The 13,866-nt window shown below is 68.6% G+C and carries 15 protein-coding genes; 9 read left to right on the forward strand and 6 right to left on the reverse strand.

Annotated elements, in window-relative coordinates; all coding sequences use genetic code 11:
- Nucleotides 1-45 precede the first annotated feature (45 nt).
- From JMJ55_RS16120 to JMJ55_RS16130, 3 genes are read left to right on the forward strand one after another with little or no spacing between them, the layout of a single operon-like run.
- The gene (locus JMJ55_RS16120) at nucleotides 46-1,137 is read left to right on the forward strand and encodes a hypothetical protein (RefSeq protein ID WP_202826605.1); all 1,092 of its coding nucleotides are present in this window, start codon (nucleotides 46-48) and stop codon (nucleotides 1,135-1,137) included.
- A gap of 15 nt (nucleotides 1,138-1,152) precedes the next feature.
- Nucleotides 1,153-1,701, forward strand: a complete 549-nt coding sequence (locus JMJ55_RS16125) for a UGSC family (seleno)protein (RefSeq protein ID WP_202826606.1) — start codon at nucleotides 1,153-1,155, stop codon at nucleotides 1,699-1,701.
- 40 nt (nucleotides 1,702-1,741) lie between these two features.
- Nucleotides 1,742-2,353, forward strand: coding sequence for a glutathione S-transferase family protein (locus JMJ55_RS16130; RefSeq protein ID WP_202826607.1), 612 nt, complete (start codon nucleotides 1,742-1,744; stop codon nucleotides 2,351-2,353).
- 603 nt (nucleotides 2,354-2,956) lie between these two features.
- Here JMJ55_RS16130 and JMJ55_RS16135 read toward each other — a convergent pair.
- Complete coding sequence (locus JMJ55_RS16135) at nucleotides 2,957-3,331, reverse strand: hypothetical protein (protein WP_202826608.1); 375 nt, start codon at nucleotides 3,329-3,331, stop codon at nucleotides 2,957-2,959.
- Between the two features lie 278 nt (nucleotides 3,332-3,609).
- Here JMJ55_RS16135 and JMJ55_RS31020 point away from each other — a divergent pair, with 278 nt between their 5' ends.
- A complete protein-coding gene (locus JMJ55_RS31020; RefSeq protein WP_236033762.1) occupies nucleotides 3,610-3,810 on the forward strand; it encodes a DUF1348 family protein in 201 nt (66 codons plus the stop codon).
- 472 nt (nucleotides 3,811-4,282) lie between these two features.
- The gene (locus tag JMJ55_RS16145) at nucleotides 4,283-5,188 is read left to right on the forward strand and encodes an alpha/beta fold hydrolase (protein WP_202826609.1); all 906 of its coding nucleotides are present in this window, start codon (nucleotides 4,283-4,285) and stop codon (nucleotides 5,186-5,188) included.
- On the opposite strand, the gene JMJ55_RS16150 is transcribed toward JMJ55_RS16145, so the two are convergent.
- From JMJ55_RS16150 to JMJ55_RS16165, 4 genes are all read right to left on the reverse strand, one after another.
- Entirely contained in the window at nucleotides 5,185-5,502 is a 318-nt protein-coding gene (locus JMJ55_RS16150; protein WP_202826610.1) for a hypothetical protein, read from the reverse strand. The genes JMJ55_RS16145 and JMJ55_RS16150 overlap by 4 nt on opposite strands.
- Before the next feature lie 70 nt (nucleotides 5,503-5,572).
- A complete protein-coding gene (locus JMJ55_RS16155) occupies nucleotides 5,573-6,748 on the reverse strand; it encodes a M20 aminoacylase family protein (RefSeq protein WP_202826611.1) in 1,176 nt (391 codons plus the stop codon).
- Between the two features lie 64 nt (nucleotides 6,749-6,812).
- Nucleotides 6,813-8,513 carry a dihydroxy-acid dehydratase gene (locus JMJ55_RS16160; protein WP_202826612.1) on the reverse strand — a complete coding sequence of 567 codons (1,701 nt, stop codon included), beginning with the start codon at nucleotides 8,511-8,513 and terminating at the stop codon, nucleotides 6,813-6,815.
- Between the two features lie 4 nt (nucleotides 8,514-8,517).
- Complete coding sequence (locus JMJ55_RS16165; protein ID WP_202826613.1) at nucleotides 8,518-9,495, reverse strand: Bug family tripartite tricarboxylate transporter substrate binding protein; 978 nt, start codon at nucleotides 9,493-9,495, stop codon at nucleotides 8,518-8,520.
- Nucleotides 9,496-9,671: 176 nt separating this feature from the next.
- On the opposite strand from JMJ55_RS16165, the gene rplM reads away from it, so the two are divergent.
- The 4 genes from rplM to JMJ55_RS16185 all read left to right on the forward strand — a co-directional run bounded on the left by rplM (nucleotide 9,672) and on the right by JMJ55_RS16185 (nucleotide 12,253).
- Nucleotides 9,672-10,145 (forward strand): 50S ribosomal protein L13, encoded by a 474-nt coding sequence (gene rplM / locus JMJ55_RS16170; RefSeq protein WP_202826614.1) that lies wholly within the window; start codon nucleotides 9,672-9,674, stop codon nucleotides 10,143-10,145.
- A gap of 1 nt (nucleotide 10,146) precedes the next feature.
- Complete coding sequence (gene rpsI, locus JMJ55_RS16175; RefSeq protein WP_202826615.1) at nucleotides 10,147-10,638, forward strand: 30S ribosomal protein S9; 492 nt, start codon at nucleotides 10,147-10,149, stop codon at nucleotides 10,636-10,638.
- A gap of 128 nt (nucleotides 10,639-10,766) precedes the next feature.
- Entirely contained in the window at nucleotides 10,767-11,714 is a 948-nt protein-coding gene (argC, locus tag JMJ55_RS16180; protein WP_202826616.1) for an N-acetyl-gamma-glutamyl-phosphate reductase, read from the forward strand.
- 11 nt (nucleotides 11,715-11,725) lie between these two features.
- A complete protein-coding gene (locus tag JMJ55_RS16185; protein ID WP_202826617.1) occupies nucleotides 11,726-12,253 on the forward strand; it encodes a gamma carbonic anhydrase family protein in 528 nt (175 codons plus the stop codon).
- A 93-nt stretch (nucleotides 12,254-12,346) separates the two neighbouring features.
- On the opposite strand, the gene JMJ55_RS16190 is transcribed toward JMJ55_RS16185, so the two are convergent.
- The gene (locus JMJ55_RS16190; protein ID WP_202826618.1) at nucleotides 12,347-13,864 is read right to left on the reverse strand and encodes a tripartite tricarboxylate transporter permease; all 1,518 of its coding nucleotides are present in this window, start codon (nucleotides 13,862-13,864) and stop codon (nucleotides 12,347-12,349) included.
- Nucleotides 13,865-13,866: the final 2 nt, after the last annotated feature.

Here is a 13,866-nt window from a genome sequence, read left to right on the forward strand (position 1 = left end):
GGCGATGGCTGCATAGGTGCAGGATAGCGCCAGGGAGAACGTGCCATGTCCATCGCCACCGCCGTCGAGGCCGGGACCGACCTCATTGAGTATTACTTCGAGCGGGGCTGGACCGATGGCCTGCCCGTGGTGCCGCCGACCCCGGCCAAGGTCGAGGCCTTCGTCGCCGCCCTGGGCGGGGAACCGGACCATGTCGAATGCCGCGTCGCGCCGCGCTGGGGCCTGCTCACGCGGGAGGTGCTGGCGATCAATGCCGTGATGGCCGGCTGCCAGCCCGCCTATGCGCCCGTGCTCCGCGCGGCGATGCTGGCGCTGACCGACCAAGCCTTCAACCTGAACGGCGTGCAGGCGACGACGCATATGGCGGCGCCGCTGGTCATCGTGAACGGCCCCATCGCGCGCGAGATCGGCATGAATGGCGGCGCCAACGCCTTCGGCCCCGGCAACCGCGCCAATGCGACCATCGGCCGCGCCATCCGCCTGATGATGCTGAATGTGGGCGGCGGGCATCCGCCCGATCTCGACAAATGCACGCTCGGCAACCCGGCCAAATACAGCTACGCCATCTGCGAGAACGAGGCGGCCAGCCCCTTCGCACCCTATCATGTCGAGCATGGCTGGAAGCCCGAGGACAGCACCGTCTTCGCCATGGCCGCCGAGGCGCCGCACAGCGTCACCGACCACCAGTGCAACGACCCGGAAGGCATCCTCGACACCATCTGCTCGGCGATGAGCACCATCGCCAGCAACAATGCGGTGCTGTCGGGCCATTGCGCCGTGGCGCTGGGGCTGGAACATGCGCGGACCATCGCCAAGCATGGCTGGACCCGGCACGACATCCGCCACTATCTCTGGATGCATAGCGGCAATGCCTTCCGGCTGATCACCCGCGACCATCGCTATGGCCGGGTCTACAACCGCAACCTGCCGAAATGGTACAAGCGCGACCCCGACAGCCGCATCCCCATCGTGCCGAGCCCGGACAACATCCATCTGTTCGTCATCGGCGGCGATGCCGGGCGCTTCTCCGCCTTCATCCCCGGCTGGGGACATATGAACACGGCGGTCATGAAGCCGGTGACGGAAGGCGCGGCCGCCGAGGCGGCGGACTGCATCGGCGGCGTCTGCGCGATCTGAGGGGAGGACAGCATCATGCTCACCACGCTCGATACCGGCACCGCCTTCGTCTACGACCCGCGCGGCCGGGTGGAATCATCCGATACGCCGATCTCGCCGCGGCGCCCGAACCTCGACGGACTGCGCCTCGGCATCCTCGACAACAGCAAGTGGAACGCCAACAAGCTGCTGCGTGGGGCGCAGGCGGCGCTGGAGCGTGAGATCCGCTTCGGCGCGGTGAACTACTACGTCAAGCACAGCTTCTCGAAGGATGCGGCGCCGGAGCTGATCGCTCGGATCGCTGCGGAATGCGACATCCTGCTGACCGCGATCGGCGATTGCGGCTCCTGCTGCTCCTGCTGCGTGCGGGACAGCATCGCGCTGGAGCGGCTGGGCGTCGCCGCGGCCTGCATCATCACCACCGAGTTCGAGCGGGAGACAGTGCTGACCCGCACCGCCCTCGGCATGACCGGGTTGCGGCCGGTGGTGATCGACCATCCCGTCAGCTCCATCACCGCCGAGGAGGTGGCGGCCCGGGTCGCCGTCATCGCGCGGGAGGCGCAGGCGGTCTGGCAGGGGCGCTGAGACCGCGCTAGCCTCCCTGCAAAAGGGCAGGGAGGCCGCCATGCTGTTCTACAATTCCGTCGGGCCAAATCCGCGCGTCGTCCGTATCTTCATGGCCGAGCGTGGAGTCGAGATCCCGAAAACCGAGATTGACCTGCGGGGCGGCGAGAACCGCCAACCGCTCTATATGGCGAAGAACCCGGCCGGGCAGATGCCCTGCCTCGAATTCGACGATGGCAGCGTCCTCGCCGAGATCACCGCCATCTGCGAATACCTGGACGAGATCACCCCGGGCCCCTCGCTCATCGGCGCCAATCCGCGGGAGCGGGCCGAGACGCGGATGTGGGCGCGGCGGATCGACCTCAACATCGTCGAGCCGATGCTCAACGGCTTCCGCTTCGCCGAGGGGCTGAAGCTGTTCCAGAACCGCATCCGCTGCATCCCCCAGGCGGCTGATGACCTGAAGGCGACGGCGCGGGAGAGGCTGGCCTGGCTGGACGGGCTGATCGCTGGCCGGACCTTCATCTGCGGCGAAAAATTGACCCTCGCCGACATCATGCTCTTCGCCTTCCTCGATTTCGGCGCCCAGGTGGGGCAGCCGATCGATCCGGCGCTGAAGGCCGTCACCGCGCATCGCGCAATGATGGCGGCACGGCCCTCGGCAAAGGCTTGAGCATTTTCAAGTCCGGCGAGGAATGCCGGACGACTTGAGGCCTTCGGCGAAGCCGGCCTGGACCGGGGCCAACACCTAGCGCGCCGCCAGGGCCATCGCCGCTTCGAAGCAGGCCTCGCCCGCGGCGGCCGCATTGCCCGGCGTGCGGAGCAGCAGCTCGCCCTTGAGGCGCAGCAGTTCGGGGATGTGTCACTGCGCACCGCCCGCTCCAGCGCCTCCTCGAGGATTGCGGCGGAGCCGGGGACATTGCCGATGGCTGCCCCCAGCAGGGCGGTGCCGCGCGCCGCTTCGCCGCGATCGCCAGGTAGCGCTGCGCGGCGTCGAAATAGTCGACCATCATGGCGATCGGGCAGGCCGCCTCGCCGATCGCCAGGCATTCCGACATCGGGTGGTCCAGGGCCCGTGACCGGTCGAGATGGCCCTGCAGCCAAAGCACCCGCGCCTGCCGCGCCTTGACGAGGACCGGCTCGTCATAGTGCAGCCAAGTCAAGGGTCGCCGCCCGCACGAGCCGGCATAGTGCCGTAGGACGCGGTCGTAGCGCCGCCGCGCCTCCGGCTAGTCGCCGGCAGAATGCGGGGTCGTGCCCATCATGCGGTCGGCCATCAGAATATCGCCGGGTCCGCCGGAGGCTGCGCCAGCGCCGCGAAATGCTCGGCTGAGGCCTGCGCCTCGCGGTGCTCGCTGTTGTTGAACCTGTGGATGAAGGTTGCCCCGAGCGCCTGCAGCAGCATGTCCGCATCGTCGAGCCCAGCGGCGAGCTCCACCGCCCGCGCCAGGATCGCGCCGATCCGCTCGACTTGGCTCGTCCCGTAAACCAGGGCCAGCCTCAGCGTGATCCGCAGCTGCGCCTCGAGCCGCGCATCCAGCGCCGCCGTGGCGGGATGCGCGAGCGCCCGCTCGGCGCGATCGCGGCATTCCGCCATGGAGGAGCCCTGCAGCAGATAGGGCACGCAGGCCGCCGTCAGCGTGACGCCCATCGCGGCATCCCCGGTGTCGGACGAATCCCAGTCGAGCGGCGCGGAGATTGTCGAGTTCGCGGCTATAGGTCGCCGCGCTTTCCACCGTCGATGGCAATGGACGCGCGGAGTGGCCGGGCACGAAGAGGTCGCAAAGGAACTCCGCACGGCGCCGCGCCGCCGCCGCTGCCTCGCCGTTCTCGGCGAGCCGCTCCAGCGCGTAGGCCCGCACGGTTTCGAGCAGCCGCCAGCACGTGACGGGCCCGGCCTCCTCCAGCACGACAAGGGCATTGCCGACGATGTTGGCAAGATCCTCCAGCGTCGCGCCCGTCCTCCCGCTCGCCGGCGACGGCCATCGCCGCACCGAGGCGGAGGCCTTCCTGACCCGCAAGTGGCGGCGGGAGCTGGACTACCGCCTCATCAAAAAGCTCTGGGCCTTCGCCGGCAACCGCATCGCGATCCGTTTCGCCTGCGGGTGCCGCGACGACAGCGGCCCGTAATACCGGGCCTATGGCAACGAAAACCGGGGATTCGTCGAGGACGGGATGATGCCGGCTCGTCATGCCGGCCTCAAGGAGCACTCATTGCCGAGGCCGAGGCCGAGCGCCGAGTCCGCCGGCCGCTCGACCGGCAGTGGGATGGCCAACCCGGCCTCAGCGATTTCGACTCTGATCGAGGGCTGGCAGGGACGAGGTGCGAACCATCCCCGGATTTGTACCGGCGACCGGCAGCGGGGGGCTTCGGGGCCACGGGGCACGCTTTGCCCTCCGCCCCGTTGAACTTCTTCCGCCGAGGATCGGCGAGACAGGAACCTTCGCAGTACGATCGGGTTAACGCCATGCTGCACTGCAGCATGACGCTGCCTAGGAATGCTTCATGCCCCTAACCGCTGCAATCCGAACTCTTGCTACGAGCCGAGGCCTACTCGCCGGCGCTGCCGCCTTTGCCGGGCTCGCCGTAACGAACGCAGTATTGGCCAAGCGGGCGGAGCGCCGGCATCCGCCCAAGGGCCGCTTCATGACGGTGGATGGCGTCCGCCTGCATTACACAGATCACGGGCGCGGCCAACCGGTCTTGCTCATCCACGGCAATGCGGTGAGCGGCGAGGACTACGAAACCAGTGGGCTTGCCGCACGGCTGCGCGAGCGGCACCGGGTCATCATCATCGACCGACCCGGCTTCGGGCATAGCGAGCGGCCACGCGGTCGGCTTTGGACCGCAATGGAGCAGGCGGCCCTGCTGCACCAAGCCATGCGCCAAATTGCTGTCGAGCGACCGATTGTGGTTGGCCATTCCTGGGGCGCGATCGTCGCGCTTTCCTTGGCGGTGCAGCACCCGGCGGAGACGGCGGGGCTGGTGCTCCTGTCGGGCTACTACCACTGGACGTTACGGCCAGACGTGTTGCTGGTGGTCCCGGGGGCCATGCCGGTGCTTGGGGACCTGCTGCGCTATACGGTTTCGCCCCTGCTGGGGCGGCTGCTGATGCCACTGCTGAAGCGCGGCATGTTCTCGCCGGCGCCGATCCCGGCGCGGTTCCGCTCCGAATATTCCGATGCCATGGCCTTGCGGCCCTCGCAGATCCGCGCCACCTCCAGTGATGGCGCGCTCATGATCCCCGGTGCACTGCAACTGCGCGGCGACTATGCGACGCTACCGATGCCAGTGGCCATCCTGGCAGGCGAGGGCGACAAGGTGGTTTTCGCCAAGCGCGCCAGACAGCTGCATGCCGAAATCCCCGGCAGCACGCTGGCGGTTTTGCCGGGAGTGGGGCATATGGTGCACCATTCGGCGCCGGCAGAAGTGGCGGCAGCGATCGAGCGGATTGCAGCAGCCACGCTACCCAGCACCGAGCCTGCGGCGATGGACCACGCGGCCTAGCTTAACTTCTTCATCACCTTGGCGAGCGATGTACTATGGTCCAATCCAATAATGCGAAGTCCGGAACCGTCGATCCGGTCACTGCGGCACGGATCGAAGAGGAGATCGCCTACCTTTCGAAGCGGCACCGTGTATCGCCTGCGATCGTGCAGGAGATCATTCGCCGCGTCGGAACGAGCGAGCGCTCCGCGGTGGAACGCGAGATTCGCAAGGGCATGGCGCGCCGCTAAGGCCAACCGTCTCCGTGGAGTGTCCTGTTCCGGCGTGATCCCCGTCTTACGCATCAGCGCTTCGTTAAGCGCCAGGTCAGCCATGGCGGCACCTCCGGCCGCCATGGAATCAGCCAGTCAGGTCAGGCGAACCCCGGACTAATGGGTCCCGAGCCTAGCCCTTGGGCAGGATCTGCTCCGCCAGCGCCGCCCAGTAGCTGGCGCCGATCGGCAGGACGGCGTCATTGAAATCGTATTTCGGGTGGTGGACCTGCGGGTCCGCCGGGCCTCGGCCGGCGCCGAGCATGATGTAGCTGCCGGCCTTGGCATTCAACATGAAGGCGAAATCCTCGCCGCCCATGGTCGGCTTCGGCATCTCCTGCACCTTCGCCTCGCCGGCGACGGCGCGGGCTGCCTGGACCGAAAGGACGGTGCTCTCCGGTTCATTCACCGTCGCGGGATAGCCGCGGTCGAAGACCACCTTCGCCGTCGCGCCGAAGGCCTGGGCGATGCCGCCCGTGATCTCGAGGAAGCGGCGCTCGAGCAGGTCGCCCACCTCCGGCTTGAACCAGCGGGCGGTGCCGCGCATCGTCACCTCCTCGGGGATGACGTTCCAGGTATCGCCGCCCTGGATCCGGCCGATGGTGATGACGCCGGATTCCGCCGGCTCGACATTGCGGGCGACGATGGATTGCAGCGCGGTGACCATCTGCGCCGCGACCACGATCGGGTCATTGCCCTGATGCGGCATAGCGCCATGTGCGCCCTTGCCGGAGATCGTCACCTCCAGCTGCGCGGTCGCCGCCATGATCGGCCCCTCGCGCCACCAGAAGCTGCCCTCCGGCGCGCCGGGCCAGTTATGCATGCCGAAGACGCGCTCCATCGGGAAGCGCTCGAACAGGCCTTCCTTCACCATGACATTGCCGCCGCCGCCCGCCTCCTCGGCCGGCTGGAAGATGACATAGACGGTGCCGGCGAAGTTGCGCGTCTCCGCCAGATACTTGGCGGCACCGAGCAGCATGGCGGTATGCCCGTCATGGCCGCAGGCATGCATCTTCCCCGGCACGGTCGAGGCATGCGGCAGGCCGGTCTGTTCCTGGATCGGCAGCGCGTCGATATCGGCACGCAGGCCAATGGCCCGGCCGCTGCCGCCCTGGCCGCGGATCACGCCGACGACGCCCGTCTTGGCGATGCCGGTGATCACCTCGTCGCAGCCGAATTCGCGCAGCTTCTCGGCGACGATGGCGCTGGTGCGGACCTCCTCGAAGGCGGTCTCCGGATGGGCGTGGAGATCCTGCCGCCAGGCGGTCATCTCGGGGTGGAAGTCGGCGATGCGGTTCAGGATCGGCATTGGTCTTGCCCCGGTCTGTCTGGTGCCGCCAGCTAGTGGGCAGGCGGCACCCTGGCAAGGGGGATCAGACCCCCTCAGGCCTCAGGAAGGCCAGATCCACGCCTTCCGTTGCCTGCAGCACCTGCTCATGCACCAGCTTGTCCCAGCCGCGCTTCGGCGCCGCGGGCGGCGTCCAGGCGGCACGGCGGCGGGCCAGCTCCGCCTCCTCCACCAGCAGGTCCAGCCGCCGCTCCCGCACCGAGAGCCGCACCCGGTCGCCGGTCTCGACCAGCGCCAGCGGCCCGCCCGCCGCCGCCTCGGGCGTGATGTGCAGGACGATGGTGCCGAAGGCGGTGCCGGACATGCGGCAGTCGCTCATCCGCACCATGTCCTTCACGCCGGCGCGGGCCAGCTTCTTCGGGATCGGCAGATAGCCCGCCTCCGGCATCCCGGCCGGGGTCAGCGGCCCGGCATTCTTCAGGATCAGGATGTCCTGCGGCGTCACATCCAGCGCGTCGTCGTCGATCCGCGCGGCGAGGTCGGCCAGCCCGTCGAAGACGATGCAGCGCGCCTCGGTCTCGAACAGGGCAGGGGTGGCGGCGCTCCGCTTGAGGATCGCCCCCTCCGGCGCCAGGCTGCCGAAGAGCGAGACGAGGCCACCGACCGGGCTCACCGGCTGGTTGCGGGCGCGGATATAGGTGCGGTCCACGAAGGGGGTGCCGGCCTCGATCTGCTCGCCGAGGGTCTGACCATAGAGGTCGATGCAGTCGAGATGCAGCAGATCCTTCAGCTCGCGCAGCAGCGCGACCATGCCGCCGGCGGCATGGAAATCCTCCATATAGCCCTCGCCGGTCGGCTTCAGATCGACCAGCACCGGCGTCTCCTCGGAGAGCGCGTCGAGCCGCTTGAGGTCGATCTTCACCCCCGCCCGTCCGGCGATCGCCGTCAGATGGATCAGCGCATTGGTCGAGCCGCCGAGCGCCAGCAGCACGCGTAGCGCATTCTCGACGCTCTTCTCGGTGATCAGCTGGGATGGCTTCACCGGATGGGTGATGAGCCGGACGGCCAGCGTCCCTGCCTCCTCCGCCATCCGCAGCCGGTCGGAATGCACGGCCGGCGCCGAGGCCGCCATCAGCGGCATGAAGCCGAGCGCCGCCGCGATGCAGGCCATGGTCGAGGCCGTGCCCATCACGCCGCAGGTGCCGGCGCTGGTCGCCAGCTTGCCCTCGATCTCCCCAATCCGCTCGGCGGAGACATCGCCCGCCCGGTAGCGCGCCCAGTAGCGGCGGCAATCGGTGCAGGCGGCCAGCCGCTCGCCCTCGAAGCGCTGCGCCAGCATCGGGCCGGTGACCAGCATCACGCTCGGCACATCGGCGCTGGCGGCCGCCATGAGCTGGGCGGGCACCGTCTTGTCACAGCCGCCGATCAGCACCGCCGCATCCATCGGCTGGGCCGACAGCATCGCCTCGGTATCGAGCGCCATCAGGTTGCGGTAGTGCATGGAGGTCGGCGTCAGCGAGGGCTCGCAGAGGCTGACGGTCGGGAAGGCGAGGGGCAGCGCGCCCGCCGCCAGCACGCCGCGCTTCACCGCCTCGATCATCTCGGGGACGTTGCGGTGGCAGTTGTTGTAGTCGGAGGCCGTATCGGCAATGCCGACCACCGGCTTCTCCAGCATCGCCCGCGAATAGCCCATGGAGGCGGCGAAGCTGCGGCGCAGGTAGAAGGCGAATTCCCGGTCGCCGTAATTGGCGGCGTTGCGGGACAGGCCATGGGGCGCTTTGGTCACGAGGTTACTCCGGGCTGAGGCCCGCACGCTGCATCAGCCTGCGGTTCTGTGGCAATTCGCGCTCGATCCGTGCAACGGCCGCCGCCTGCCCCATGACGGAAGGGGCCAGGCCCTGGGTCGCCATGAAGGCCTGCACCTTCGGGTCGCCGAGGCTTTCGGTCAGCGCGCGTTCGATCCGTCTGGTGATCTCGGGCGGCGTGCCGATCGGGGCCTGGACGCCGTACCAGCCGGTATAGACGAAATCGGGGATGCCGAGTTCGGCGAAGGTCGCGACATTCGGAATGGCGGCCGGCCGCGTCGCGGTGGGCTGCGCCAGGCCGCGGACCCGCCCCTCCTCCAGATGCCCCTTGCAGGCGGCATAGAGGGCGAACATGCAATCCGTCCGCCCGGCGATGGTGTCGGTCAGCGCCGGCGGGGCGCCGTTATAGGGCACATGCAGCATCTCCGCCCCGACCCGGCTCAGCAGGTCGAGCATCGGCAAGTGCGCCGTGGTCCCGACCCCCCAGCTGGCATAGGACAGCGCATCGGGCCGCGCCTTGGCCGCCGCGATCAGCGCCTCCAGGCTCGGCCAGCGCGGATGGGCGACGAGGACCGAGAGCGTCTCGCAGACCTGCGTCACATGGATGAAATCGGCCAGCGGGTCGTAGCCCGGGTTGCGCAGCGCCAGCGGCGTCAGGGTGAAGGTGGCGATGGTGCCGAGCAGCAGGGTCAGCCCGTCCGGCTTGGCCCGCGCCACGATCCGGGCCGCGAGGCTGGTCGAGGCCCCCGGCTTGTGGTCCATGACGAAGGTGCCGCCCAGCTTCTCCTGCAAGCCCTGGGTGACGAGGCGGGCGACGACATCCGTGGCGCCGCCCGGGGCATAGGGAATGACGAGGGCCACGGTCTGCCCCGCCGGCCAGGGCGCCTGGGCCAGGACCGGCGCCGCAAGCAACCCGCCGGCGCCGATCAGCCCGCGCCGCCCGATCCCGCGTCCAGCCTTCATCCCCCGAACCCTCCCGATTTTCCGCCAGGGTGGAGGGTGCCGGGCAGGCTGTCCAGCGGCCTCCCGGCCATGCGGTAACATGCTACCGCAGCTGAAAAACCCTGCTTCGGCCTTGACCTGCGGCGCATCGGCCGGCATAAACCGCGCCTCTTCCAGACCGGACAAAGTTCCAGATCATGCAACTTCAGACCCAGACGCGCTCGCTGAAGCCGGCCGAGGTCCAGAAAGGCTGGGTGGTGGTGGACGCCGAGGGCCTCGTGCTCGGGCGCCTGGCCGCCATCATCGCCAATCGCCTCCGTGGCAAGCACAAGCCGCAATTCACCCCGCATGTCGATTGCGGGGACCATGTCATCGTCATCAATGCGAAGAAGGTGCGGGTGACCGGCCAGAAGGCCGAGCAATCCGTCTTCTACTGGCACACCGGCTATCCGGGCGGCATCAAGCAGCGCACCGTGCGGGAGCGGCTCGAGGGCAAGCACCCCGAGCGCGTGGTCGAGAAGGCGGTGGAGCGGATGATCACCCGCGGCCCGCTCGGCCGTCGCCAGATGGGCAATCTGCATGTCTATGCCGGGCCGGAGCATCCGCATGCCGGCCAGCAGCCGGTCACGCTCGATGTCGGCGCCATGAACCGCAAGAACAAGGTGATCTGAGATGAGCGAGCAGACGACCGGCACGCTCGCCGACCTGAAGACCCTGGTGCAGTCCGGCGCCGTGGCCTCCGAGGCCCCGGCGCTGCGCGAACCCAAGCGCGATGCCTTCGGCCGCGCCTATGCCACTGGCCGCCGCAAGGATGCCGTGGCCCGGGTCTGGGTGAAGCCCGGCAAGGGCGAGATGACCGTGAACGGCAAGCCCGTGGTGACCTATTTCGCCCGGCCCGTGCTGCGGATGCTGCTCTCGCAGCCCTTCCTGGTGGCAGACCGCTACCAGCAGTTCGACGTGATCGCGACCGTGGTCGGTGGTGGCCTCTCCGGCCAGGCCGGTGCGGTGCGGCACGGCATCAGCCGGGCGCTGACCCACTACGAGCCGGAGCTGCGGCCGATCCTGAAGAAGGCCGGCTTCCTGACCCGCGACCCGCGCGTGGTCGAGCGGAAGAAGTACGGCAAGGCCAAGGCACGACGTTCCTTCCAGTTCAGCAAGCGCTGATCGGGCGGGCGCCGGTCGGCGCCAGCCACATGGCTGTTATACGAGAGGGGTGGGCCCGCCTGGGCCCGCCCCTCTTGCTTTTTGGGCCGCATTGGGCGGCACTGTCATCCAGGCAAGGAGCCAGGGGAATGGCGAAGATCCCGACGGTGTTCATCGATGGCGAGGCCGGCACGACCGGCCTGCAGATCCGCGAGCGGCTGGCGATCCTGCCGGCGCTTTCGGTCCGATCCATCGATCCCGCCCACCGCAAGGATCCCGCCGCCCGCCAGGCGCTGATGGCCGAGGTGGATCTCGTCGTGCTCTGCCTGCCCGATGATGCGGCGAAGGAGAGCGCGGTGCTCGCCGCCGAACTCGGCGACCGCGCGCCCCGCATCGTCGATGCCAGCACGGCGCATCGGGTCGATCCCGACTGGGCCTATGGCCTGCCGGAGCTGACGCCGGACCAGGCGGCGCGGATCGCCGCGGCGCCACGCGTCTCCAATCCCGGCTGCTACCCGACCGGCGCGATCCTGCTGCTGCGGCCACTGGTCGAGGCCGGGGTGATGCCGGCCGACTACCCGGTGACGGTCAATGCCGTCTCGGGCTATTCCGGTGGCGGCAACGCCATGATCGCGGAGTACGAAGCCGGGCGCGCGCCGGATTTCGAACTCTATGGCTTAGCGCTGAACCACAAGCATGTGCCGGAGCTTCAGCTGCATGCCGGGCTGACGCGGCGGCCGATCTTCATCCCCTCGGTGGCCGATTACCGCCAGGGCATGATCGTCAGCATCCCGCTGCATCTCGATACCCTGGCTGGCCGGCCGAAGCCCGCCGATCTCGAGGCGCTGCTGCGGGCCCGCTATGCCGGTAGCGAGTATGTCTCGGTGGCGCCGGCCAGCGCGAAGCTGGAGCCGGAGGCGCTGAACAACACCAACCTGCTGGAACTGCGCGTCCATGGCAGCGAGGCGCTGGGCCAGGCGGTGCTGACGGCGCGCTTCGACAATCTCGGCAAGGGCGCATCGGGCGCCGCGGTGCAGAATATCGGCCTCATGCTCGGCATCCCGGTCGAGACCCGGCTGCCGGCCGCGGCCGAATAGAGGAGACGCCTATGAGCCAAGGACCGCTCTACCCCTTCGAGGGCAAGCTGCCGCAGGTCGATCCCGCCGCCTGGGTGGCGCCGACCGCGGCGCTGATCGGCGACGTCACCGTCGGGGCGCGATCGAATATCTGGTACCACTGCGTGCTGCGCGGCGACACCAACTGGATCCGCATCGGCACCGGCAGCAACATCCAGGACGGCACGATCATCCATGTGAATGCCGGCACCCAGGCGACCGACATCGGCGACGATGTCACGGTCGGTCATGCCGCCATCATTCATGCCTGCACGCTGCGCAACCGCGCCTTCGTCGGCATGGGGGCGACGGTGCTGGACGAGGCGGTGATCGAGGAGGGCGGCGTGCTCGCCGCCGGCTCCGTCCTGCCGCCCGGCAAGCGCGTCGGCGCGCTGGAGCTCTGGATGGGCAACCCGGCCAAGCTGGTCCGGGTGCTGACGGTGGAGCAGCGGGCCGGCTTCGACAAGACGGCGCCGCACTACGTGGAACTCTCGGGACGCCACCGCGCCTCCCAGCGCTAAGCCAATGTCACCTGTGCAGGCGACATTGGCTTAGCTTTTTCTTCGGTCGCATTTTCCGAGTCGTTCAACATATGCGCCGGACTTGACAATGCTTCAGGCCGTCGCCGGGCCGCGGATGCGGCGGCCCGGCAGCAGCCCTCGCGCCCAGCTCACCACCGGCCAGAGCAGCAGGGCGAAGCCCATCGCCATGATGGTGCTGACCAGCCAGTTGGAGAAGAACACGCCGAGGCTCCCCTGGCTGATCAGCAGCGACTGGCGGAAGGCCTCCTCCGTCCGGTCGCCCAGCACCAGGGCGAGGACCAGCGGCGCGAGCGGGTAGTCGAGCTTCTTCAGCACATAGCCGACGACGCCGAAGAGCAGCATCAGCGTGATGTCGAACTCGGCGTTGCTGACGGTGAAGGCCCCGATCGCGCAGACGACGAGGATGATCGCCGCGATGATCGAGAAGGGCACGCGCAGGATCGCTGCGAACCAGGGCACCGCAACGAGCACTACCAAAAGTCCGACGACGTTGCCGAGATACATGGACGCGATAAGGCCCCAGACGAAGTCCTTCTGCTCGACGAAGAGCATCGGCCCCGGCTGGAGGCCCCACATGATGAGCCCGCCGAGCAGGACGGCGGCCGTCGGCGAGCCCGGCACGCCGAGCGTCAGCATCGGCAGCAGCGCCGAAGTGCCGGCCGCATGCGCCGCCGTCTCCGGCGCGATGACGCCCTCGATCCGCCCCTTGCCGAAACTCGCGCCGTCCTTCGCCATGCGCCGCGCCACGCCATAGGACATGAAGCTCGCGGGCGTGGCGCCGGCCGGGGTGATGCCCATCCAGCAGCCTATGAGCGAGGAGCGCAGCGCCAGCCACCAATGCTTCGGCAGGCTGGCCCAGACCCTCAGCACGACCTTGGCATCGATCTTCGCCCGCTCGCCCTTGAAGCGCAGCCCGTCCTCGATCGAGCAGAGGATCTCGCTGATGCCGAAGAGGCCGATGACGGCGACGAGGAAGTCGAAGCCGCGGATCATCTCCGTGCTGCCGAAGGTCATGCGCAGCTGCCCGGTGACGGTGTCCATGCCGACCGCCGCCAGCAGGAAGCCGAGCATCATGGCACAGACCGTCTTCAGCGCCGGTCCCTTGCTCATGCCGATGAAGCTGGCGAAGGAGAGGAACATCACCGCGAAGAATTCGGGCGGCCCGAAGCGCAGCGCGAAGCCGGCGATGACCGGGGCGATGAAGGTGATCATGACGATGGCGACGAAGGCGCCGACGAAGCTGCTGGTGAAGGCGGCCGTCAGCGCCTCGGCGGCCTTGCCCTGCTGCGCCATCGGATAGCCGTCGAAGGTCGTGGCGACGGACCACGGCTCGCCCGGGATGTTGAACAGGATCGAGGTGATGGCCCCGCCGAACAACGCGCCCCAATAGATGCAGGAGAGCATGATGATCGCCGAGACCGGCGGCATGGCGAAGGTCAGCGGCAGCAGGATGGCGATGCCGTTCGCCCCGCCCAGGCCCGGCAGCACGCCGATCAGCACGCCGAGCGCGATACCCACCAGCATCAGCAGCAGGTTCTGCGGCTCCAGCACCACGGCGAAGCCCTGCATCAGCAGGCCGAGTTCTTCCATGA

This window comes from Belnapia mucosa, assembly GCF_016775475.1.
GTDB lineage: Bacteria > Pseudomonadota > Alphaproteobacteria > Acetobacterales > Acetobacteraceae > Belnapia > Belnapia mucosa.